The sequence below is a fragment of the Tateyamaria sp. LSS28 genome, from assembly GCF_059611725.1.
In genome coordinates, this window is the sequence record NZ_JCAPFI010000007.1 from 20,636 (window position 1) to 42,858 (window position 22,223).

The 22,223-nt window shown below is 61.2% G+C and carries 17 protein-coding genes; 11 read left to right on the top strand and 6 right to left on the bottom strand.

All coding sequences use genetic code 11. The features are described 5' to 3' along the window. Positions 1-3 precede the first annotated feature (3 nt). Genes AC53L6_RS19935 through AC53L6_RS19945 form a run of 3 tightly spaced genes read right to left on the bottom strand, consistent with a single transcriptional unit; the run spans position 4 to position 4,731 of the window. Positions 4-1,032 (bottom strand): ABC transporter permease, encoded by a 1,029-nt coding sequence (locus AC53L6_RS19935; protein WP_299205651.1) that lies wholly within the window; start codon positions 1,030-1,032, stop codon positions 4-6. Beyond that, a complete protein-coding gene (locus AC53L6_RS19940; RefSeq protein ID WP_496909242.1) occupies positions 1,029-2,951 on the bottom strand; it encodes an ABC transporter substrate-binding protein in 1,923 nt (640 codons plus the stop codon). Before AC53L6_RS19940 ends, AC53L6_RS19935 begins: the two co-directional genes overlap by 4 nt. Positions 2,952-2,961: 10 nt before the next feature. Continuing rightward, complete coding sequence (locus AC53L6_RS19945) at positions 2,962-4,731, bottom strand: ABC transporter ATP-binding protein (RefSeq protein WP_496909107.1); 1,770 nt, start codon at positions 4,729-4,731, stop codon at positions 2,962-2,964. 136 nt (positions 4,732-4,867) lie between these two features. On the opposite strand from AC53L6_RS19945, the gene AC53L6_RS19950 reads away from it, so the two are divergent. The 6 genes from AC53L6_RS19950 (at position 4,868) to AC53L6_RS19975 (ending at position 11,814) form a co-directional block, all read left to right on the top strand. Beyond that, the gene (locus AC53L6_RS19950; RefSeq protein WP_496909108.1) at positions 4,868-5,371 is read left to right on the top strand and encodes a class I SAM-dependent methyltransferase; all 504 of its coding nucleotides are present in this window, start codon (positions 4,868-4,870) and stop codon (positions 5,369-5,371) included. A gap of 187 nt (positions 5,372-5,558) precedes the next feature. Then, positions 5,559-7,649 carry a 3-hydroxyacyl-CoA dehydrogenase NAD-binding domain-containing protein gene (locus tag AC53L6_RS19955; RefSeq protein ID WP_496909109.1) on the top strand — a complete coding sequence of 697 codons (2,091 nt, stop codon included), beginning with the start codon at positions 5,559-5,561 and terminating at the stop codon, positions 7,647-7,649. A gap of 3 nt (positions 7,650-7,652) precedes the next feature. Further along, positions 7,653-8,852 carry an acyl-CoA dehydrogenase family protein gene (locus AC53L6_RS19960; RefSeq protein ID WP_496909110.1) on the top strand — a complete coding sequence of 400 codons (1,200 nt, stop codon included), beginning with the start codon at positions 7,653-7,655 and terminating at the stop codon, positions 8,850-8,852. Next, positions 8,852-9,922 (top strand): acyl-CoA dehydrogenase family protein, encoded by a 1,071-nt coding sequence (locus AC53L6_RS19965; protein WP_496909111.1) that lies wholly within the window; start codon positions 8,852-8,854, stop codon positions 9,920-9,922. Before AC53L6_RS19960 ends, AC53L6_RS19965 begins: the two co-directional genes overlap by 1 nt. Continuing rightward, on the top strand, positions 9,903-10,325 hold the full coding sequence (locus tag AC53L6_RS19970; protein ID WP_299602219.1) for a PaaI family thioesterase: 423 nt from the start codon (positions 9,903-9,905) through the stop codon (positions 10,323-10,325). The genes AC53L6_RS19965 and AC53L6_RS19970 overlap by 20 nt, the downstream gene beginning before the upstream one ends. Further along, positions 10,318-11,814 (top strand): class I adenylate-forming enzyme family protein, encoded by a 1,497-nt coding sequence (locus AC53L6_RS19975; protein WP_496909112.1) that lies wholly within the window; start codon positions 10,318-10,320, stop codon positions 11,812-11,814. The genes AC53L6_RS19970 and AC53L6_RS19975 overlap by 8 nt, the downstream gene beginning before the upstream one ends. 15 nt (positions 11,815-11,829) lie before the next feature. Here the strand turns inward: AC53L6_RS19975 and rpe are convergent, their stop codons facing one another. Beyond that, entirely contained in the window at positions 11,830-12,519 is a 690-nt protein-coding gene (gene rpe, locus AC53L6_RS19980; RefSeq protein WP_496909113.1) for a ribulose-phosphate 3-epimerase, read from the bottom strand. Between the two features lie 237 nt (positions 12,520-12,756). Between rpe and xylB the strand changes: the two genes are divergently transcribed. The 3 genes from xylB to AC53L6_RS19995 are packed head-to-tail and all read left to right on the top strand — an operon-like array spanning position 12,757 to position 16,794. After that, a complete protein-coding gene (gene xylB / locus AC53L6_RS19985; RefSeq protein WP_496909114.1) occupies positions 12,757-14,205 on the top strand; it encodes a xylulokinase in 1,449 nt (482 codons plus the stop codon). Next, on the top strand, positions 14,202-15,509 hold the full coding sequence (xylA, locus tag AC53L6_RS19990) for a xylose isomerase (protein ID WP_496909115.1): 1,308 nt from the start codon (positions 14,202-14,204) through the stop codon (positions 15,507-15,509). The genes xylB and xylA overlap by 4 nt, the downstream gene beginning before the upstream one ends. 19 nt (positions 15,510-15,528) lie before the next feature. Next, positions 15,529-16,794 (top strand): cytochrome-c peroxidase, encoded by a 1,266-nt coding sequence (locus AC53L6_RS19995; RefSeq protein WP_496909243.1) that lies wholly within the window; start codon positions 15,529-15,531, stop codon positions 16,792-16,794. 73 nt (positions 16,795-16,867) lie between these two features. Here AC53L6_RS19995 and AC53L6_RS20000 read toward each other — a convergent pair whose 3' ends face one another. Together AC53L6_RS20000 and AC53L6_RS20005 are read right to left on the bottom strand one after the other, a co-directional pair. Further along, a complete protein-coding gene (locus AC53L6_RS20000) occupies positions 16,868-18,418 on the bottom strand; it encodes a CRTAC1 family protein (RefSeq protein WP_496909116.1) in 1,551 nt (516 codons plus the stop codon). Next, complete coding sequence (locus AC53L6_RS20005; protein WP_496909117.1) at positions 18,411-19,613, bottom strand: ROK family transcriptional regulator; 1,203 nt, start codon at positions 19,611-19,613, stop codon at positions 18,411-18,413. Before AC53L6_RS20005 ends, AC53L6_RS20000 begins: the two co-directional genes overlap by 8 nt. A 217-nt stretch (positions 19,614-19,830) precedes the next feature. Between AC53L6_RS20005 and xylF the strand changes: the two genes are divergently transcribed. Both xylF and AC53L6_RS20015 read left to right on the top strand, forming a co-directional pair. After that, positions 19,831-20,808: a D-xylose ABC transporter substrate-binding protein gene (gene xylF, locus AC53L6_RS20010; RefSeq protein ID WP_299205924.1), complete on the top strand. Its 978-nt coding sequence runs from the start codon at positions 19,831-19,833 to the stop codon at positions 20,806-20,808. 148 nt (positions 20,809-20,956) lie between these two features. Continuing rightward, positions 20,957-22,222, top strand: coding sequence for a sugar ABC transporter permease (locus AC53L6_RS20015; RefSeq protein ID WP_299602237.1), 1,266 nt, complete (start codon positions 20,957-20,959; stop codon positions 22,220-22,222). The last annotated feature ends 1 nt before the right edge of the window (position 22,223 follow it).

The window sequence follows — 22,223 nt, forward strand, 5'->3', positions numbered from 1 at the left end:
GTTTTATCCTTCCCGTGCGCCGTAGCGGATGCGTGGATCAAGCAGCACCAGCAGCAGGTCTGAAATCATCGTGCCGATGAGGGTGAGTAGCGCCACGAACATCAACACAAAAGCGGCCAGAAACTGGTCTTGCGACTTCAGCGCGGTCAGCAAGGCGGGGCCGATGGTCTGCAGTCCCAGCACCACGGACACCAGAACCGATCCCGACACCATGGCGGGCAGCAGGTTGCCAATGTCGGCCACAAACGGGTTGAAGGCCATGCGCAGCGGATACTTGGTTAGCAACTTGGCCGGGGCCAAACCCTTTGCCATCCCCGTTTCGACATAGGGTTTCGACAGCTCGTCCAGCATGTTGGCCCGCAGGCGTTGCATCATCGCAGCAGCACCTGATGTCCCAATGACAAAGGTCGGCACGATCAGATGCACAAGCACGCTTTGCACCTTGGCAAGCGACATCGGCTCGCCCTCAAACTCTGGCGCCATCAGGCCGCCGATGGGCAGGCCCAGATACTTGTGCCCGTAATAGAACAGGATCAGCGCCAGCAGGAAGTTTGGCGTGGCAAGGCCCAGATACCCAACAAAGGCGGTGGTGTAATCCACCCACGTGGCCGACCGGGCAGCAGCCAGCACGCCAAGGGGCAGGGCAACAAGATAGACAAACAAGACGGCGGCGAGGTTCACCAGAACGGTCAGCCAAAGCGCATCCCCGACAATGTCAGCCACGGGTGCATCGAATTCGAATGACCAGCCAAAATCGCCCTGTAACAGCCCCGAAAATCCCTGCGGGCCCGGCGCCACGCCCGCCCAGATCAGATATTGCTCCCACAAGGGACGGTCGAGCGCGTATTCGGTGCGCAGAAATTCGGCCTTGGCGACGCCTTCGGCCTGACCGGTGGCGCGCAGTTCTGCAATCTGGTTCGACAGGTAGTCGCCGGGGGGCAGGTTGATGATGATGAAGATCAGGATGGAAACGACGATCAACGTCAGCACCATCGTCAGCAGCCGGTAGGCCGCGTAACGGATGAACATCATTCGCTCACCTGCGCGATCTGCTCGGCATCAGAGAAAAAGAATTCATCAATCCGGTGCACGCCGAAATGCGCGCCCGGGTCCCAGGCCCATTTGCCTTGTTCAGGCACGTTCCGCAGGCGGTCAGAGACGATAACCGGTTGTGGGGCCTCGCTCAGGATACCGATGCCGAACTGGTTGTCAGCGTGGATTTTCAGCATCTCGCGCCAAATCGATCGGTGTTCCTCGGGGTCATCGGTGTTTTGCCACGCCTTGCTGAGCGCCATCAGGCGCTTGGCTGGCTCAAGGTCCACCGGCTCACCCGCCGCGCCATGGGTCTGGTAATATTGACCCCATTTAGGCCAGGCAAAGAATACCTGATCTGTTGGCGCAAGGTAGGAGGGCGGCGTGTTTGGCTGTGGCAACCCGTTGTCCCAGCCAAACCAGACCGACGCCATGGTCACACCGGAAAAGACGCGGTTGCGCAGGATGTCACGGTCCAGTGGGCGCATGATCAGCTTGATGCCAATGTCGCGCCATGTGTCAGTGATGATGGCCAGCGCGTTCTCGACCTCCTGCCGCTCTCCGGCGGTTTCGATCACGAACTCCATCGGGCGGCCGTCCGGCAGCAAGCGAATGCCTGCCGGAGTGCGCTGGTTCAGGCCCATCTGGTCCAGCATCACGTTGGCCGTGTCCGGGTCGTAGATGGCCCATTGGGTCAGCAGCGCCGGATCAAAAAGCGGGCTTTTGGCCAGCGCCGTCATGCCCCCTTCCTTGCCCAGCCCGAAATAGAGCGCGCGGTTGATCATCCGCCGGTCGATGCCCAGCGACAGGGCGCGTCGGAACCGCGCATCGCGCATAACCTCGCGCCATACTGGATCGGCAAAGTTCAGGTTGGGATAGATGGCAATCTGGCTCGCTGCACCATTGGACCACAGGTAAGTGCGATAGGGCGCGCCATCTGCCTCGCCCTTCTTCAAGATCGACACATCGCGGAAATCCAGCCCGCGGGCCTGTAAATCAGCCTCGCCCGCATTGGTCTTGGCCGCCACAAGGCCCGAGCCCACGATGTCCATCTCGACAACGTCGATATAGGGCAACTGTACGCCGCGCGCGTCGATGCGGTGGAAATAGGGGTTGCGCACAAACAGGTGCCGCATCGCCGCCCCGGTCGAGGCAGGCTTCCAAGGCTGCAAGGTCGGCAATTCGTGATTGTCGAACTTGTACATGTTGTCGAGCTTGTTGTGCAGCGGAGCCCAGCTGCGCACGCGCTTTTTGTCGATCATCTCCTCCATCGCTTCCTTGGTGTTGAAAGCGACGTGGAATTGCTTGAGGTAATGCGCGGGCCTGTAGATGAACGGCGGGCTGGCCTGCGCCAGCATCTGCAGGAAGTTCGGGTTCGCCTCGGGAAACTCGACCACCACCGTTGTTTCATCGGGGAAGGTCATCGTGGCGATATCTTCGCCCATGCGCATGATTTCGGGCGGACCGTTCGGGCTCAGTTCCGCGTTCTGGGCCACGTGTTTCCACCAGTACTCGAAATCAGCGGAGGTAAAAGGCGCGCCATCCGACCAGCGATGACCGGGCCGCAGATGCAGGGTGAAAATACGCCCCTCTTCCACCTCGACATCGCGCAGGATATCGGGCTTCAGCTGGTAATCGTGGTCATAGCCCACCAGCCGGGCATAGCCATAGACCACCATCTGACGCACGTCCTTGGTGCGGGTGACCATGGTGCGCAACGTGCCGCCCTGCGTCCCGAATTTCCGACCCTTGGCCTCAAGATCGACAACAAGGGGCACGTCCGGAATGCGGTTTACCGCCGGGTCCATCTGCCCCTTCTTCACCTCCGGCGCCCAGAACGTGCTCTCTTGCACGACGGGCTGGGCCAGGGCGGGCAGGGCCATCAGCCCAGCAAAAACGACACCGAGCAAGCGGCGCATTCGAAAAACTCTAGACATGGCAGCGCACCTTGTGTCCGGGTTCGATCTGGATGAGGTCGGGGGCCGCAAGCCCTTCGAAGCGGAACATGTCCGGCCAGCTTGCAGGCGATCCGGCGCCACGCGACACCTCGGCCAAGTCAATGGGACGTTGCACATCCGGCTCGGGCTGCGCGGCGATCAAGGCCTTGGTGTAGGGATGCCGCGGGTTGTAAAACAGCGTCTCCGGCGGGGCCTGCTCGACAACCACTCCCTGACGCATCACCGCCACCTCATCGGCAATTCGGGCCACAACGGCCAGATCGTGGCTGATGAACAGATAGCTCAAGCCCATTCCGTCCCGTATGCGCTCCAGCAATATCAAAATCTGCTCTTGCACCGACACATCAAGGGCCGAGGTCGGCTCGTCACAGACGAGCAGCACAGGATCAAGGGTCAGCGCCCGAGCAATCGACAACCGTTGGCGCTGTCCGCCTGAAAAGGCATGCGGGTAGCGCATGAGCATATCGGGGTTCAGTCCCACCCAGCGCAGCATCTCTGCAGCCTTGTCGCGGCGGGCCATCCTGTTGCCGATGCGATGGATCTCCATCGGTTCGGTCAGGGCCTCCTGCACGCGCATGCGCGGGGACAGAGATGAATAGGGATCTTGAAACACCATCTGTGCCTGCCGCTGAAAGGCCACCTTGTCGGAACGGCTCAGCGCGTTGATGCAGATGGGATCAGCATCCAGCTCGGGACGAAACAGCACTTCCGACCCTTCATCCGGCACCTCGGCGCCAAGCGCGATGCGGGCACAGGTCGTCTTGCCCGACCCACTTTCGCCAACGACAGCCAATGTCTTGCCTCGGGGCAGCTTCAGGTTCACGTCGATGCAGGCATGAACCTTCTTTTTCTCGCGCCAGCCCCCCGCACGCACCGTGTATGTCTTGCAGACATTGTTCAGCTCAAGGATCAGATCCTCTGCTGGCAAAGGCTCTGCCGGTTTGGGGTCCTTTGGGATCATTGGGGCTGCGGCAAACAGCTTTTGGGTATACCCATGGCCCGGGTCACCCAGAACAACCGGGGCCGGACCGCTTTCCATCACGTGGCCCTTGTTCATGACGACCACGCTGTCGGCCATGTTGGCGACGACGCCCAGATCATGGGTCACAAGGATCATCGCCATACCCGTGTCGCGCTGCAAATCCTTCATCAGACCCAGAACCTGCGCCTGCGTGGTCACGTCCAGGGCGGTGGTTGGTTCATCGGCGATCAGCACGTCCGGCTTGGCCACCATCGCCATGGCAATCATGGCGCGTTGCCGCATCCCGCCTGACATCTCGAACGGATAGGCCCGGAAGGCGCGCTCGGGGTCCACGAACCCGACGCGTTCGAATGTTGCCAACACATCCTGCTTGGCCTCTGCCGCCGACATGTTGCGGTGCAGGGTCAGAACCTCGGACACTTGGTCGCCGATGCGGTGCAGGGGCGACAGGGATCGCATGGGTTCCTGAAAGATCATCGAAATGCGGTCGCCGCGAATGCCCCGGATCTGGCGGGGCGGCAGGGTCAGCAGATCAGTACGCGCCTCACCCTCTCCGAACATCACCGAGCCCTGACGCAATTGCGCCGTTTTGGGCAGTATGCGGAGGACAGATCGACAGGTCAGAGTCTTGCCGGACCCACTCTCGCCAACCAGCGCCAGCGTTTCCCCGCATGCGACCGAAAAATTGACCCCCGCCACGACCGGAGGGGCCGAGCCAAAACCGATCGACAGATTTTTCACTTCCAGAAGCGGGGCCATTCATGGTCCTTTTTTCGCGCGCAGGTCTTGAAATCAGTGAACCCGATTCCATCCAACACGTCCATACACGGGAAAGTCGCGCAAATGTGCTACCGCTTGATCACTTTTTGCCCCATCTAGAGCGAAAGCAAAGGAAATGATCATGCAACAAAGCCGCCTTGACCTTTTTGTCGACCGTATGGTGTCCCAACGGGCCTGTCTGGATCACGCAGCGAAAGTCATCGCGGACATGGAGGGGCCGGTGTTCGAACTTGGTTTGGGCAATGGGCGCACCTACCATCACATGCGGCACATTATGCCGGACCGTGACATCTATGTATTCGAACGGGCGGTGGCCTCGCACCCTGACAGCACGCCGCCCGAAGACATGGTTCTGCTGGGCGACGTCTTTGAAACCTTGCCGCAGGCGCATGCCCGCTTTGGTGCGGCAGCGGTTTTGATCCACGCTGATCTGGGCGGCCACAATGCGCAAAAGAACGACCTCTTTGCACAGAAAGTCTCACCTGCCATCGCCCCGTTGCTGGCGGTTGGCGGTTTGATGGTGTCGTCCGACCGTATGTATTTTGACAATCTGGTCGAACAGCCGCTGCCGGATGGCGCGGTTCAGGGCCGCTGTTTCATCTACCGACGCGAGAGCTAGGGAACCGGCAACCTGGTCGATAGCGGCCCTTCGGGGAAAGTTTATCTGGCAAGATGAAGAGGCGGATCAGCGCCAAGTGACGTTGCGGCGTGTTTTGAATCGCTTGCCCTTTTTCTGTGCACGCCTAGGCTGAAACATGCGCAAGGTGGAGGATCCATGCGCGTGTTTCAGAACCAGCGGAGGACCCATGAGCGACAAGATTGCCTATTCCAGAGAAGGCGACATCGCCATCCTGACGGTCCAAAACCCGCCCGTGAACGCGCTCAGCCATGCCGTGCGCCAAGGCCTTTGGGACCGGATGGAGCAGGCCGAGGCAGATGATGGTGCGCGCGCCGTTCTTATCGTGGGCGAGGGACGTGCCTTCTTTGCCGGTGCCGACATCACCGAATTTGGCAAACCCCCGCTTGAGCCGCACCTGCCTGACCTGATCAACCGGATCGAAGCATCGCCGCTTCTCGTTGTGGCCTCCATGCATGGCGTCAGTCTGGGTGGCGGGCTCGAGGTGGCGCTGGGATGCCACTACCGCATCGCCGTCCCCTCGGCCAAGGTGGGTTTGCCCGAAGTGCATTTGGGTCTGATCCCCGGCGCGGGCGGGACACAGCGTTTGCCGCGCCTGACCGGTGTCGAGGCGGCACTGGACGTGATGACCACTGGTCGGCATATCGGAGCTGGCAAGGCCCATGAATTGGGCATCATCGATGTGATCGAAGATGGTGATCCGAAGGCCAACGGTATCGCTTATGCCCAGCAGCTGCTGGATGGAGGTGCCAACCGCCGTCCGGTGTCTGAAATGGACCCGCCCGCCGCAATCGATTGGGACAGGGCGTTCGAAACCATTCTTGCCAAGGGTCGGGGCCAAATTTCGCCAGCCTGGTGCGTGCGTGCCGTGCAGGCCGCAGTCGAAAAACCCTTTGCCGAAGGGCTGAAGGCCGAGCGCCAGATTTTCTATGATCTCATGCAAACGGATCAGCGGCAGGGCATGATCCACTCGTTCTTTTCAGAGCGTGCGGTGGGCAACTTGCCCGAGTTGAAAGCGGTCAAACCGAGGGCAATCCAGCACATTGGTGTGATCGGTGGCGGCACGATGGGGGCCGGCATTGCCACCGCAGCTCTCTTGTCCGGGTTGGAAGTGACGCTGCTGGAAATGAGCGCGGAGGCAGGCCAAGCCGCCCGCGACCGCATCGAACGCAACCTGTCCGGGGCCGTGAAGCGGGGCAAGATCACCCCCAACCAGCACGACCAGATCCTGACCCACACGCTTTTGGTTGTGACCAACTACGACAAGCTGCAGGATGTCGATCTGGTGATCGAGGCCGTGTTCGAGGACATGGAGGTCAAGAAAAAGGTCTTTGCCGAGCTGGACCGCGTTTGCAAACCCGGCGCCATCCTTGCCTCCAACACGTCCTACCTGAATATCGACGAAATCGCCGCCACCACTTCGCGTCCCGCGGACGTGCTGGGCCTGCACTTCTTCTCGCCGGCGCATGTGATGAAGCTGCTTGAGGTTGTTGTGGGCGACGCCACCGCGCCCGATGTCACCGCCACAGGCTTTGCGCTGGGCAAGATGCTGGGCAAGATCAGCGTCCGCGCGGGTGTCTGCGACGGGTTCATCGGCAACCGTATCCTTGCCACCTACCGCACCGCTGCCGACCAGATGATCCTGGACGGTGCCTCGCCCTACGAGATCGACACGGCCCTCGAGGACTTTGGCTTTGCCATGGGCCCCTTCGCTGTCGCTGACCTTGCGGGCCTCGACATCGGCTGGGCCGTGCGTAAACGCAAACGGGCTGAGGGACACGCCCCCAAGCGCGATGCCACCTATGCTGACACGCTCTGTGAGCAGGGCCATTTCGGTCAGAAGACGGGCAAGGGCTATTACGATTACGCCGCTGGCCCCAAGGCGCGTGTGCCCAACCCCGACGTGCTGCCGATGATCGAAGCTGACCGCGCACGGCTGGGCATCACGCCCCGGAACTTCACGCATGAGGAAATCGTGCGCCGCTACATGGCCGCCATGGTCAACGAAAGCGCCAAGGTCGTGGGCGAAGGCATCGCCCGCCGTCCCCTCGACGTCGATATGACATTGCTCTTTGGCTACGGCTTCCCGCGCTACCGGGGCGGGCCGCTTAAATGGGCGGACATCATGGGGCTCGGACCCCTGCTGAACGACATCAAATCCTATGCCACAGAAGATCCTGACTTCTGGGCACCGGCGCCGCTGCTGGAACAGCTGGTGGCCGAAAACAAAACCTTCGATGACCTGAACAAAAAGGGCTGAGATATGGACCTGAGCTATTCCTCCGAAGAACTGGCTTTCCAGGAAGAGATACGCATATTCCTGCAGAACGATCTTCCAAAAGACATCGCCGAAAAGGTCCGGCTTGATGGGGACCTGACCAAGGATGACATGGAACGCTGGCACGCGATCCTGAACGCGCGCGGCTGGCTGGCCCAGAACTGGCCCCGGGAATTTGGCGGTGCGGAATGGTCGGCGGTGCAACGGCACATCTATGACACCGAGGCCGCCGCTGCCCACGCCCCCCGCATCGTCCCCTTTGGCTTTTCGATGCTTGGCCCCGTCCTGCAGAAATTCGGGTCCAAGGAACAGCAAGACCACTGGCTGCCGCGCATGCTCGACGGCACCGACTGGTGGTGTCAGGGCTATTCCGAACCGGGTGCCGGGTCCGACCTCGCATCGCTGAAAACCAAGGCGGTGCGCGACGGCGACCACTACATCGTCAACGGCCAGAAAACGTGGACGACGCTGGGCCAGTTCGCCAACATGATCTTCTGCCTTGTCCGTACAGACTCGGATGCCAAACAGCAGGAAGGCATAAGCTTCCTGCTGATCGACATGGACACGCCCGGTGTCGAGGTGCGTCCCATCATTCTGCTGGACGGCTGTCACGAGGTGAACGAGGTCTGGTTCACGGACGTAAAAGTGCCCGCCGAAAACCTCGTAGGCGAGGAAAACAAGGGCTGGACCTACGCCAAGTACCTGCTCACGCACGAACGCACCGGCCTTGGTGGCGTCGGGTCAAGCGAGGCGGGGCTGAAGGCGGTGAAACGCATCGCCAAAGCGGCCAATCACAACGGTAAATCGCTTCTTGAAAACCCCCACTTCGCGGCTCGTGTCGCACAGGTAGAGATTGACCTGCGCGCTATGGCCACCACCAACCTGCGCATCATCTCGAAAGCCGCGGCCGGAGAGGCACCGGGGCTTGAGGCGTCGATGCTCAAGGTCAAAGGGTCGATCCTGCGCCAGGAGATCAACGACCTTGCGCGCCGCGCTGTCGGCCCCTACGCCATGCCGTTTGCGTCCGAAGCGGTCGAAGGCGCCAATAACCGGATCCCCGACCCGTTCGATACAGGCCCCGTCGCAGGCCAGTACTTCAACAATCGCAAGCTTTCGATCTTCGGCGGATCCAACGAAATTCAACGCGGCATCATCGCCAAAGTAACTATGAGCGGAGGCGCGTAATGGACTTCAACCTGACCGAAGAACGGCAGATGCTGCAGGACACTCTGCGGCGCTACCTGCGTGAACAGTACGGCACCGCACGTCGCAACGATATCCTCGCCTCTGAAACCGGGTTCTCCCCGGATATCTGGGCGGAACTTGCGGAACTCGGTGTGCTTTGCGCACTCTTCACCGAAGACCAGGGCGGCTTTGGCGGCGCAGGCTTCGACATCGCCGTGGTGTTCGAGGAACTGGGCCGCGCAGGCGTGGTCGAGCCTGTTCTGGACTCCGCCCTGATCGGAGGGCGGTTACTCGCCGCTGCAGGCAAGACGGATATGGTCGAACAGGTTATCGGCGGCGCGATCCATCTCGCCGTCGCGCATGGCGAACCCGACAGCCGCTATGATCTGGACCACGTCAACACGACGGCTACAGACAACAAACTGACGGGCCGCAAGGCCGTGGTGATGAATGCCGAGGCGGCAGATCACCTGATTATCTCAGCCAAGGATGGCGACACAATCGCGCTCTACCTCGTGGACAAGGGCGCACAGGGCCTCGACATCCAAGGATACCCGCTTCTTGCCGGAGGCCGCGCCGCCGAAGTCACCCTCGACAACACGCCCGGTGCGCCGCTTGGCCTGACGCTCACCGACTTGGAGGCCGCCAACCGCCTCGCAATCATCGCGCAATGCGCCGAAGCGCTCGGCGCCATGGAAACCGCCACCGCGCTCACCAAGGACTACCTGATGACGCGCAAGCAATTCGGGCGACCCATCGGCACGTTCCAGGCGCTGGCCCACCGCATGTCCGACCTGTTGATCGAGATGGAACAGGCACGCTCTGCCGTCATCAACGCCGCAGGCTACGCCGACGATAAGGACGCCGACCTGCATCTGTCGGCTTCCAAAAACCTGATCGGGCGCATTGGCCGTCTGGTGGCCGAGGAAGCGATCCAGATGCATGGCGGTATTGCCATGACGCAGGAATACGAGCTTGCCCACATCGCCAAGCGGATCGTGATGGCGGACCACCGCTTCGGCGACACGGACTACCATTTGGAGCGGTTCATTGCCCTCTCTGCCGCCTGACGGACCAGGCATCATCCGCGACGAGACGGGTGCGCAAACGCTGCTCGGCTACGTCGTGGACATCCGCGAGGCGGACGGCGTATCACGCTGCTGGCTCGACATCGGCGCGCAGCATGGCAACCGCCATGGCGGTCTGCACGGGGGCATTATGTCTGCCATGCTCGACAATGCGATGGGTTTTGCAGCAGCCCGCACAGGTGACGACAACGGCGACACCAAAGTGGCGACACTGACGATGACAACCAACTACCTCGCTCCTGCCCGGAAGGGGGTGGTGGTCGCGACGGGCGAAGTGTCGGGCGGTGGGCGCAGCACGATCTTTACCGAAGGCCGGTTGGAGGATGAAAGCGGCACTGTCCTTGCGACATCCACGGGCGTCTACAAACGGGTGCGGGGTGGATAGCGTCTATAGTCTTCTCGCTCATCAGGTTGCAACACGGCCTGATGCACTGGCTGTAGAGGATTCAACCGGCGCTCACCTGACCTACGCTCAGCTGAGCGCTGCCGCTGACGAGATTGCCGAGGTTCTCAAGACCAATGGCATCGCCTCCGGCGACCGCGTGATGATCGTCTCCGAAAACTGCGCTGCCAAGGTCGCCGCTCTCTTCGCCACTTGGCGCTTGGGCGCGACCGCCGTCCCGATCAACGCCCGCCAAACCCCGGCTGAACTGGCCCGTGTGGACGCCCATGCAGAACCAAAGGCAGTGTTCTTCACCACACAGGTATCCGCGGATGCAATCAACCACGACAAAAATGCACAAAACTCCGAAGCACATATAGAACCCGGCACAGTATCCGGGGTGTGGGGGCGGTTGTCGCTACACTGTCCCCGCGGGGACAGTTTTCCAGGGGACAAGGATGTCGCCGTCCTCCTCTATACCACCGGAACGACAGGCGATCCCAAGGGCGTCATGCTCACCCATTCCAACGTCCGCTTCGGTGGCAGGACCAGCGCCGAGCTGCGAGGTATGACGCATGACGATCTGATCTACGGCGTGCTGCCCACCACCCATGTCTTCGGCCTTTGCTCGGTTGTCGTCGCCGCCATCCATGCCGGTGCCCCGGTGCGGTTGGTGCCCCGTTTTGTTGTGGCCGACGTGTTCGACGCTTTGCGCGATGGCATCACTCTTTTCTCGGCCGTGCCGCAGATGCACGCCCTTCTGATGGCCCACGCCAAGTCACTTGGGGAAACGGCACTCGGGTCAGACACGCTCCGTTATGTCTCTTCGGGCGCGGCGCCGCTTGATCCCACGTGGAAGCGTGAGGCCGAGGCGTTCTATGGCGTGGCGATCCAGAATGGTTACGGCATGACGGAAAGCACTGCTGGGACGGCAGCCACCCGCAACATGATTGGCGACCCCGATACCTCCGTTGGTCCCGCTTTGCCGGGCATCGAAATCGCGATTGACGATACCGTGCCGGGCGGCGAAGTACTGACCCGCGGACCCCACGTGATGAAGGGCTACTTCCGCAATCCCGATGAGACGGCCAAGGTCTTGGATGACGATGGATGGTTGCGAACAGGAGACCTTGGGCAGATCGATGCAGAGGGCAAGTTGCACATTCTGGGCCGGGCCAAGGAGTTGATCATCCACGGCGGGTTCAATGTCTTTCCGCCCGAGGTCGAGGCGGCGTTGAACGATCATCCTGACGTCGTGCAAGCTGCTGTTGTCGGACGGATAAAAAGCGGCGACGAAGAAGTGCTGGCCTTTGTGCAGGTGCCGGTTGGCAGCGACCTTTCCGAAGAGGATCTGCGGACCTTCGTCAAGGATAGGCTGGCGGGATACAAACGACCGGCACGCTATATACTGGCGGCCGAGCTACCGGCCGCTCCAACGGGCAAGATTCTCAAGCACAAGCTGATCGAGGCCTTTGCGAACCAGCTGATCTGACGCGCCGAAAAGCGGCTACGTCCAGACTCCTTCCGCAGCCGCGCGGATGCTGCGGATGTTCTCTCCGTAGGGACCCGGATTGTCGACGGAACCACCCCGGAACACGGCAGAGCCTGCGACAAGCACGTCCGCCCCTGCCTTTGCCACCAGCGGAGCCGTGGTCGGATCGACACCGCCGTCGATTTCGATGTGCACGGGGCGATCGCCGATCATCGCACGTAAGGCTTGGATCTTGGCCGTCATGTCGATGAACTTTTGCCCACCAAATCCGGGGTTCACGGTCATTACGCAGATCAGGTCGACCATGCCGATCAACTCTTCGACCGTTGCGGCGGGGGTGCCGGGGTTGAGGGCGACACCGGCCTTCATGCCCGCCCCGCGGATGGCCTGCAGCGTCCGGTGGATGTGGGGGCCAGCTTCCACATGAGCGGTCAGAACATCGGCGCCTGCATCTGCAAAGGCCTGTATGTAGGGATCAACGGGCGCGATCATCAGGTGAACGTCCATCACACCCTTGATATGCGGGCGGATCGCCGCGCAGGTTGCGGGGCCGAAGGTGATGTTGGGCACAAAATGTCCGTCCATCACATCGACATGGATCCAATCTGCGCCCTGCGCTTCGACGGCTGCGCATTCCGCGCCGAAATTGGCGAAATCGGCGGCGAGGATAGAGGGGGCGATCTTGATCGAGCGGTCGAAGGTCATGCCAGGCTCCTTGCATGTTTGGGTGCGATATATCGGTCCGGCGGCCCGGTGGGAAGGGGCCCTTCGGGGAGGATTTTTTTGAAACAAGGAAGGTGGACCGGGTGGGGGTACGCCGCCTTGGGTGATTTGCGATTTGGGGGTGTATTTCCGTGTTAATTAGAAACTGAGGGGCGTACATCATAATTAGTTTGACAATCGAATTAAATGGCACGAATGTACGTTTAAGGGAGGACTTCGATGTATCTCGGACTTGATCTGGGCACGTCGGGCGTGAAGGCATTGTTGGTGGATGGCGATGGCCACGCCGTTGGCAGTGCTGATGCGACCTATGACGTGTCAAACCCGCATGCGGGGTGGAGCGAACAGGACCCGGCCGATTGGGTTGCGGGTATTGGCGCTGTTCTGGCGTCGTTGCGGCAAGAGCATCCGTCAGCGTATGGCGCCATCAGGGCGCTGTCCTTTTCCGGTCATATGCATGGCGCGGTCATGGTTGATGGCGCAGGCGCCGTGTTGCGCCCATGCATTCTGTGGAATGACACGCGCAGCCACGTCGAGGCGGCAGCCATGGATGCCGACCCGATAGCGCGCGCTATCAGTGGAAACATCGTATTCCCTGGCTTCACTGCACCCAAGCTGGCCTGGGTGGCGAAGAATGAACCCGACATATTTGCCCGGGTGGCGCGGGTCATGTTGCCCAAGGACTACCTGCTGTGGTGGCTGACGGGCCGCTATGCGACCGAGATGTCGGATGCGGCGGGTACGGCGTGGCTGGATGTGGGAGCGCGGGAGTGGTCGGATGGCCTGCTGGCGCTTGGGGGCATGTCGCGCGAGCAGATGCCGGACTTGCTGGAAGGCACGGATGTTGTCGGTGAGGTGCAGGCCGCGCGGGCTGATCTGGGTCTGCCTGCAGGATGCAAGGTTGTTGCGGGCGGAGCGGATAATGCGGTGGCCGCCTGTGGTGTTGGTGCATTAGGTGAGGGCGATGGCTTTGTGTCGCTGGGCACCTCGGGTGTCGTGTTGGCTGGTCGGGGCAGTTACGCGCCGGATGCGGGCAGTGCCGTGCATACATTCTGTCATGCGGTGCCGGAGCGTTGGTATCAGATGGGCGTGGTTCTGGCTGCAACTGACAGTCTGAACTGGCTGAGCCGTATCACCGGGCAGGGGGCAGGTGAGTTGTCATCCGCTTTGGGCAATACGCTCGCTTCACCAAGTGACGTGAAATTTTATCCCTACTTGTCCGGGGAACGCACACCGCACAATGACGCGCAGGTGCGCGGTGGGTTTACCGGCCTCGACATCGCCTCCGGCCCCGAGGACTTGACCCACGCTGTGATGAGCGGGGTCAGTTTTGCCCTGCGCGACAGCTTTGAGGCGCTGAAGGCAACGGGGGCGCAACTGCCCTCGGCCCTTGCCATCGGGGGCGGCAGCCGGTCCGACTATTGGACACGGATGCTGGCGACGACCCTGAACATTCCGCTGGAGCGGCCCGACGAGGGCGCGTTTGGTGCGGCCTTGGGGGCAGCGCGGATTGCCATGTGCGGTGATACCGGTGCCGATCCGGCCAGCGTGATGACCAAGCCGCCCGTCGCTGATGTGATACACCCACAGGCCGACCTGGTCGCTGCCTATGACGATGCTTACTCTGCCTTTTCAGGCGCTTACCCCAAACTGAAAGCCATGCCATGACCACTGGATTCTTTGACGCCGTCCCGCCCACCACATTCGAAGGCCCGGACAGCACCAACCCGATGGCCTTCCGCCACTACAACCCGGACGAAATGGTCATGGGCAAGCGGATGGAAGATCACCTGCGCTTTGCTGTTGCGTACTGGCATTCTTTTGCTTGGGAAGGCGGTGACCCCTTTGGCGGTCAGACCTTCATCCGTCCGTGGCATCCGCAGGACGATATGGGCCGCGCCAAGATGAAGGCCGATGTTGCGTTCGAGATGTTCGCGCGTCTCGGCGTACCCTATTTCTGCTGGCATGACGCGGATGTGCGGCCAGAAGGTGCGACCTTTGCCGAAAGCCTGGACCGGCTGAACGAGATCACGGATTACTTTGGCCCCAAGATGGAAGAGACGGGCGTGGGCCTGCTCTGGGGCACGGCCAACATGTTCAGTCACCGGCGTTGGATGTCAGGCGCATCGACCAACCCCGATCCGGATGTGTTTGCTTATGCTGCCGCCACGGTGAAATCCTGCATGGATGCGACGCTGAAGCTGGGTGGGCAGAACTACGTGCTGTGGGGCGGTCGTGAAGGCTACGAGACCCTGCTGAACACCGATATGGGGCAGGAACTGGACCATATGGGCCGCTTTCTGTCGATGGTCGTCGAATACAAGCACAAGATTGGGTTCAAGGGCCAGATCCTGGTCGAGCCGAAGCCGCAAGAGCCGTCGAAGCACCAGTATGATTTCGATGCGGCCACCTGCATCGGGTTCCTGCGCAAGTATGGACTTGAGGATGAGGTGAAGCTGAACCTTGAACAGGGGCATGCCATCCTGGCTGGTCATTCGTTCGAGCATGAGATTGCAGTTGCGGCGTCCGACGGGATGCTGGGGTCCATCGACATGAACCGCAACGACTACCAATCGGGCTGGGACACCGATCAGTTCCCCAACAATGTGCCCGAGGTGGCGCTGTGCTACTACCACATTCTGAAAGCCGGTGGTCTGGGCAAGGGCGGCACGAATTTCGACGCCAAGCTGCGTCGTCAGAGCCTCGATGCCGAGGATTTGATTGCTGCCCATGTCGGTGCCATGGACATTTGTGCCCGGGGTCTGAAATCTGCGGCTGCGATGATCGAGGACGGTGGTTTGGACGATGCGTTGAAGGCGCGTTATGCGGGGTGGGAGACAGCGGAGGCGCAAGCGATGCTTGGCAGCGATCTGGCGTCGATTTCCGACCGGGTGATTGCCGACGGGATCGAACCGCAGCCCCATTCGGGCCGGCAGGAGATATTGGAGAACTATGTCTCGCGTTTCGTATAAGGCGTTTGTTTTTGGCGTGATGGCGGCCCCGGTGTGGGCCGCCGATTTGCCGTTTGACGAGCCAGTGTTTCCGGAGGTTGACAGCGCGCAGGTCGAGTTGGGCCGTTTGCTGTTCTACGATCCGATCCTGTCTGGGTCGAAAACGGTCAGCTGCGCCACCTGCCACCATCCGAAATTTGCCACCGGCGATGGCGTTTCGCTTGGCCTTGGTGACGGGGCCAAGGGGCTTGGTCCTGACCGTGTGGCCGATCATGAGAACATGCCGGAGCAACGCATTCCGCGGAATGCGCCGCCCTTGTTCAATCTTGGGGCAGCCGAATTCACGGTGTTTTTCCATGATGGGCGGTTGGAGGAGGATCCACGTCGGCCCTCGGGTATCCGGACGCCGTTGGGGTCGGAGATGGAGATGGGCTTTGCCTCGGCCCTGTCCGCGCAATCCATGTTCCCGGTGCTGTCCGCGGATGAGATGGCGGGGCACTATAGTGAAAACGAGATCAGCCAGGCCGTGCGCCAGGGTCTGATCACGGGGCCAGGCGGAGCGTGGGATCTGCTGTCGCAGCGTGTCGAGAGCATCCCGGAATACCGTGCGCATTTTGATGATGTGATCGGTGACGCTCCGATCCACTTCACCGATATCTCGGACGCGGTGGCCGCGTTTCTCGATTTTGAATGGCGCGGAGTGGCGAGCCCGTTCGACTTGTACTTGCGCAACGGCACCGAAATGGAGCCTGCTGCCATGCGTGGCATGAACCTGTTCTACGGCAAGGCGCAGTGTTCAACATGTCATTCCGGCCGCTTTCAGACGGATCATGATTTCCACGCCATCGCCATGCCGCAGATCGGGCCCGGCAAGGCCGCCCGGTTTGAAAGCCACGCGCAGGATACAGGCCGGATGCGGGTGACGGGGGATGCCGAGGACGCGTATGCCTTCCGCACCCCACCTTTGCGCAATGTTGCGCAGACAGCTCCGTACGGACACAGCGGCGCCTATGCGACGCTCGAAGGTGTGGTGCGTCACCATCTTGACCCGGTGAGCAGCTTGCGCAGCTACGACATTACCCAATCGATCATGCCGGGATTTGACGCAGACGACATGCGCGTGTTGTCCGACCCGGCCGAGGTGGAGCGGATCGCAGCAGCCAATGATCTGGCGCCCATCGCGCTCAAGGATGACGAGGTGGATGACATCCTCGCCTTCCTGAACGCACTCACCGATCCGCAAAGCATCCGTGGTGCGCTTGGCGTGCCTGCGTCGGTGCCAAGTGGCCTACCGGTGGATCAGTAGCCGCGGTCCTGACTTCTTCTGACTGCAAATACCACTGGGTGAGGCCGCAGGCCGAGGGGCAGAACCCCTTAATTCACTGGGTGATCAAGATCGGCGCGTTGACCTGCACATCCCGCCAATCGTTCCAGCCCTGATGCGGCCATCGCACCCGTAGTCGCACCGCTTCAGCATCACCCAACCCGAAGTGCTGTGGCCCGGCCACACCGCCTGCATGGCCGCCACCAACGGTGATCTCGCGTGCTTGAACGGCGGTGCCATCATCGACCTCGATCCACGCGCCGACGGCTTGGGTGTTTGTTCCTTCCTGGATCACAGACACCGAGAGCCAGTTGCCAGTTGCTTCTGTCGTGTTCTGCCACACCTCTAGCGGTGCACGTCGGTTGACGACGGCAAGGTCCAGCAATCCGTCCCCGTTGAAGTCGACGAGGGCCGCGCCGCGCCCCCGGTGCATGGAGGCGACGCCGGCCGCATCTCCGGCTTCGACAAAGCTGCCATCCGCCTGACCGATCAGCAGGTTATTGGGGTCTTCCATCGCGCTGCCCGGCATCTGTTGCACATTGCCCTTGGCGATGAAGGCATCATCAAGACCGTCGTTGTTCACGTCCCCAAAAGCGATATGCCAGCCGGTCGACGGACGCCCATCACCACCCACATATGGGCGGTGCGCGGCGCTGCCCATGTCAAAGGGCACATCTTCGAAGCCAGGTCCGTCGCCGACCTGTTTCATCAACCGCTGATCGCCCATCGAGGAGAGGTACACCTCGTCCCGCCCATCGCGGTCCAGATCGCGCGCAGCTATGCCCATGCCCCACAGCATGTGGCGCACCCAACCGTCTTCGTCAGTGTAGAGCCGGGGTGTTTCCTCCATCGCCCAAAGCTGTTCTTCGCCGTCGCGAATGTAGTAGTGGCGGTCGTTCGACATGCGCAGGTCGGCGCGGCCGGTGCGGGACCAATCGGTGAAGAGGATGGACAGCGCACAAAACCCCGGGCTGAGGTCGGTCACTGCATAGGTTGCCCCGCCCGGACGCCACAGGTGGTTTACGTCGCAGGCTTCGAACGGCCCGTCGGGATCGCTGCGGTCCACATAGTGACCAAAGGCGAGTGTTGGGGCGGTTTGGCCTGCCTCCCATGTGGCGGAGAAGGCCGTGCTCCAATGATCATCGAAGCGAAAGGGCATGGGTTCAAAGCTGCAATTGCCGCGCCCACGCAAGATGGTATCGGGCCCCACGCGCAGCATCACCAGATCAAGATGACCGTCATTGTCGATGTCCAAAGGATAGGCTCCGGTCGTACCGGTCAGGTTGAGCGCCGGGTCCTCTATCGCTTCGAAGGAAATAGCGTCGTCGGACGTGTTTTTGAGCAACAAGGGCGGATTTGAGCCACCCGCTGCCACCAGATCGGGCCGCGTATCACCATTGCAGTCCAGAACGGCCAGTCCGCCACCGACAAAATGCTCCCATCCTCCATCGTAGACATGGTTTGGAACATCGATCGGGGCAAAGCGCACGTCGGCAGCAAGTGGCTGGACGGCGCAGAGAAAAAGGGCGGTGAGTGCCCCGCGCTGTGCGGTAGTGCGCCCTAGTCCGGTATCATGTTTGGTGAGACATCCAAGCCCGTTAGGCATCTTCCAACGCCCCCACCGCTGTATCCTGTACAAACTCAAGCGCGTAGGCTGCTGCCCCCTGCGCCCACATCAGATTGCCCCATTTATGGACAACAACCTCGGGCGCGGGTTTGTCGATTTCCACGATGCTCTTGCGCATTTCCTCGATCACCGTGTCTGCATACAGGTGGTCGAACTGCATTTGCTCGCCTGCAAGGATCACCAGTTCGGGATCAAAGATGTTCACCAGATTGGCAAGGCCCATCGCAAACATCTTGCCCGCCCGCTCCACAACTGTGCGTGCGGTTGCGTCACCGTCTTTGGCCGCTTTCAGCACGGTACTGACGGCTTGGCTGGTTGGCGTCGTCAGGCTCATTCCGCCAACGCTGGAGGCCTCGCGCACGAGCGCGTAGTCCGCCACATAAGCTTCTAGACAACCGCGCTGCCCACACCGGCAGAGCGCGCCGTCCAGATGCACCTTGGTATGTCCGAATTCGGCCCCGCAGCCGCGCGTGCCGCGATAGAGTTGGCCGCCCAGCACCATGCCCATGCCCACACCGCTTTCGATAGTGATCACGATGAAATCCGAGTGCGACTTGCCCAGTCCGAAGGTCAGTTCGGCCATGGCGACGAGGTTCGCGTCGTTGTCGAGGTAGACGGCCACCCCAAGCGTGTCGCGCAGCACTTCACCGAACGGGACGTTGCGTTGATCGAGCGACGGTGACCAGTAGACCAGCCCGTGATCCGCATCCACAACGCCCGCCAGCCCGACGCCTACGCCCGAGATATCGCTGAGATCATGGCCCGCCTTTTCAGCCAGCGCCCTTAGCCCATCGCGGATATGTGTGGCCAGGTCGATTGGCGTCAGACGTCCCGTCGGGATGGGGCATTCGTGGTCCGCGACATGGGTGCCGTCAAACCGCATCAGAACCAGTGAAATGGACCTGTCCGACACCTTGAGACCGGCAATCAGATGGGCGTCGCCGGCGATCTTCAGATCGACCCGGGGCCGTCCGCGTGCCGATTCGTCACTACGTGATTCGCGAGGCACTTCCTCGATCAATCTGCCGCGCAAAAGGTCGGCTGTGACGGACGTGACAGTGGCTCGGCTGATGCCGGTATGTTCCGCAAGATCGATACGCGGTACGGGTCCGCGTTGCGCAATCTCACGCAAAAGCAGCCGTCTGCTTTCGATCTTCTGATGACCGAATACCATGATTTTATTCTCTTTTTTCCTCCCGCCGCGAAGCAACGCCTGCGACCCTTGGTAACGATGATGCCGGTTTTTTTGAAAGCTGTCCAATTTAATTTGCTTTTCGAATTTAAGTTGCTAACAATGGGTCACCCGCCGCAAAATCGTAACGGACGGGCATGTCTTTGGGAGGACACTTATGAAACGACGCACGCTACTCGGCGCCTTGGCGGCTGCCACAATGCTTACTTCACCAGTTCTGGCTGATGGTCATGCAGTGACCGTAGGCGTGAGCTGGTCGAACTTCCAGGAAGAGCGCTGGAAAACTGACGAGGCCGCGATCAAGGCCGCGCTGGATGCCGCTGGTGCAAACTATATTTCCGCTGATGCGCAATCGTCGTCGGCCAAGCAGTTGGCAGATATCGAAAGCCTGATTGCACAGGGCGCAAACGCGCTGATCATTCTGGCGCAGGACGCATCTTCCATTGGCCCAGCCGTGCAAGCCGCTGCCGACGAAGATATCCCGGTCGTTGCCTATGACCGTCTGATCGAAGACGCCCGCGCCTTCTATCTGACCTTTGACAACGTCGAAGTTGGCCGCATGCAGGCCCGTGCCGTTCTGGCCGCGCAGCCCAAGGGCAACTACGTCATGATCAAGGGCTCGCCCACCGACCCGAACGCGGACTTCCTGCGTGGCGGTCAGCAAGAGGTGCTGCAGGCGGCCATCGACGCCGGTGACATCACCATCGTTGGCGAAGCCTACACCGATGGCTGGGTGCCTGCGAACGCGCAGCGCAACATGGAACAGATCCTGACCGCAGCTGACAACAAGGTTGACGCGGTTGTCGCGTCCAACGACGGCACCGCGGGTGGTGTTGTGGCGGCCCTGACCGCGCAAGGCATGGAAGGTATTCCAGTGTCCGGCCAGGACGGTGACCATGCCGCTCTGAACCGTGTCGCAACCGGCACGCAGACAGTGTCCGTGTGGAAAGACGCACGTGCGCTTGGAAAGGCAGCAGGCGAGATCGCCGTGTCCCTGGCCAAGGGTGAAGATGTTGCAGGCGCAGCTGACTGGACATCGCCCGGTGGCACCACAATGACCTCGATCTTCCTTGAGCCCGTTCCGGTGACAGCCGACAACCTGGACGTTGTTCTGGACGCAGGTTGGATCGAAAAAGACGCGCTGTGCGCGGGCTCCTCGCTGGCCGCCTGCGAATAAGAGCGCACCAAGTTACGTCCCGGCGCCTGTTGCGCGCCGGGGCGGCACATGACCACACTCACCACACATTTCGGCACATCGTGACGGCAGGCTTGCCTGTCGCCGGGGACATTGTGCCACCGCAACCGGGTAACAAAGGGCAGGGCGCATGGAAGACCAGGCCAAATCAATGATGGACAAGCTGGGCCTTGATGCCCGGCTTTTGGGGATGATCGGGGCGCTTGTCGTCATCTGGCTCGTGTTCGGTTTCTTTACCGACTGGCGCTTTCTGTCCCCGCGCAACTTTTTCAACGTGAGCGTTCAAACAGCATCCGTTGCCGTGATGGCAACGGGCATGGTGTTCGTGATCGTCACACGCAACATCGACCTGTCCGTAGGCTCGCTTTTGGGCTTTATCGGTATGACTGTGGCGGCGCTGCAGGTCCAGTGGCTGCCATCCATGCTGGGTCTGGGTCATCCTATGATCTGGGTCATCGCTGTGATTGCCGCAGTCTTGATGGGCGCGTTCTTGGGCGCGATACAAGGGTGGGTCATCGGCTATTTGACCGTGCCTGCCTTCATCGTGACGCTGGGCGGCTTCCTCGTCTATCGCGGTGCGATGTGGTGGGTCACCAAGGGCCAAACCCAAGCGCCGCTTGATCCTGTCTTCCGCCTACTGGGTGGCGGCGCCGAGGGCACGCTGGGTGAAACGCTGAGCTGGGTGTTCGGCACCATCGCCGCGCTTGTTGCCGTTGGCATCATGCTGCTGAGCCGGCGTCGCAAGGCGACCCACGGCTTTACCGTCAAACCGGTCTGGGCCGAAGGGATCCTGATGGCCATGGCCGCCGGTCTGATCATTGCCTTTGTCTGGATCATGAACAGCTATCCGATCCCGCGGGGCGCCATGCGCCGCATGACCGAAGCGCGCGGTATCGAGTATACTGACGGCATGGTCTGGAACCATGGTATCGCTATTCCGGTTGTGATCCTGCTGGCCGTCACGATCGTGATGACCATCATCGCCACGCGCACCCGCTTTGGCCGCTATGTCTATGCCACCGGTGGTAATCCGGAAGCGGCATCGCTGTCGGGCATCGATACGCGCCTTCTGACGGTCAAGGTCTTTGCCCTGATGGGGGCCCTGACCGGCATCGCGTCGATCATCGCATCGGCCCGTCTGAACGCCGTAGACGTGGGTCTGGGCACACTGGACGAGCTGCGCGTGATTGCCGCTGCTGTCATCGGGGGCACTGCCCTGTCGGGTGGCGCGGGTACGATCTACGGTGCTGTCATTGGTGCGCTGATCATGCAGTCGCTGCAATCGGGCATGGCCTCGGTCGGCGTGGACGCTCCGCTGCAGAACATCGTCGTGGGCTTTGTGCTCGTGCTCGCGGTGTGGATCGACATCGTTTATCGCCGCCGTGCGGGCGTCTGAG

Excerpts from the sequence above, each read along its gene's own strand:
- AC53L6_RS19935 (WP_299205651.1), bottom strand. The coding sequence starts at position 1,032 with ATGATGTTCATCCGTTACGCGGCCTACCGGCTGCTGACGATGGTGCTG.
- AC53L6_RS19940 (WP_496909242.1), bottom strand. The coding sequence starts at position 2,951 with ATGCGCCGCTTGCTCGGTGTCGTTTTTGCTGGGCTGATGGCCCTGCCC.
- AC53L6_RS19945 (WP_496909107.1), bottom strand. The coding sequence starts at position 4,731 with ATGGCCCCGCTTCTGGAAGTGAAAAATCTGTCGATCGGTTTTGGCTCG.
- AC53L6_RS19950 (WP_496909108.1), top strand. The coding sequence starts at position 4,868 with ATGATCATGCAACAAAGCCGCCTTGACCTTTTTGTCGACCGTATGGTG.
- AC53L6_RS19955 (WP_496909109.1), top strand. The coding sequence starts at position 5,559 with ATGAGCGACAAGATTGCCTATTCCAGAGAAGGCGACATCGCCATCCTG.
- AC53L6_RS19960 (WP_496909110.1), top strand. The coding sequence starts at position 7,653 with ATGGACCTGAGCTATTCCTCCGAAGAACTGGCTTTCCAGGAAGAGATA.
- AC53L6_RS19965 (WP_496909111.1), top strand. The coding sequence starts at position 8,852 with ATGGACTTCAACCTGACCGAAGAACGGCAGATGCTGCAGGACACTCTG.
- rpe (WP_496909113.1), bottom strand. The coding sequence starts at position 12,519 with ATGACCTTCGACCGCTCGATCAAGATCGCCCCCTCTATCCTCGCCGCC.
- xylB (WP_496909114.1), top strand. The coding sequence starts at position 12,757 with ATGTATCTCGGACTTGATCTGGGCACGTCGGGCGTGAAGGCATTGTTG.
- xylA (WP_496909115.1), top strand. The coding sequence starts at position 14,202 with ATGACCACTGGATTCTTTGACGCCGTCCCGCCCACCACATTCGAAGGC.
- AC53L6_RS19995 (WP_496909243.1), top strand. The coding sequence starts at position 15,529 with ATGGCGGCCCCGGTGTGGGCCGCCGATTTGCCGTTTGACGAGCCAGTG.
- AC53L6_RS20000 (WP_496909116.1), bottom strand. The coding sequence starts at position 18,418 with ATGCCTAACGGGCTTGGATGTCTCACCAAACATGATACCGGACTAGGG.
- AC53L6_RS20005 (WP_496909117.1), bottom strand. The coding sequence starts at position 19,613 with ATGGTATTCGGTCATCAGAAGATCGAAAGCAGACGGCTGCTTTTGCGT.
- xylF (WP_299205924.1), top strand. The coding sequence starts at position 19,831 with ATGCTTACTTCACCAGTTCTGGCTGATGGTCATGCAGTGACCGTAGGC.
- AC53L6_RS20015 (WP_299602237.1), top strand. The coding sequence starts at position 20,957 with ATGGAAGACCAGGCCAAATCAATGATGGACAAGCTGGGCCTTGATGCC.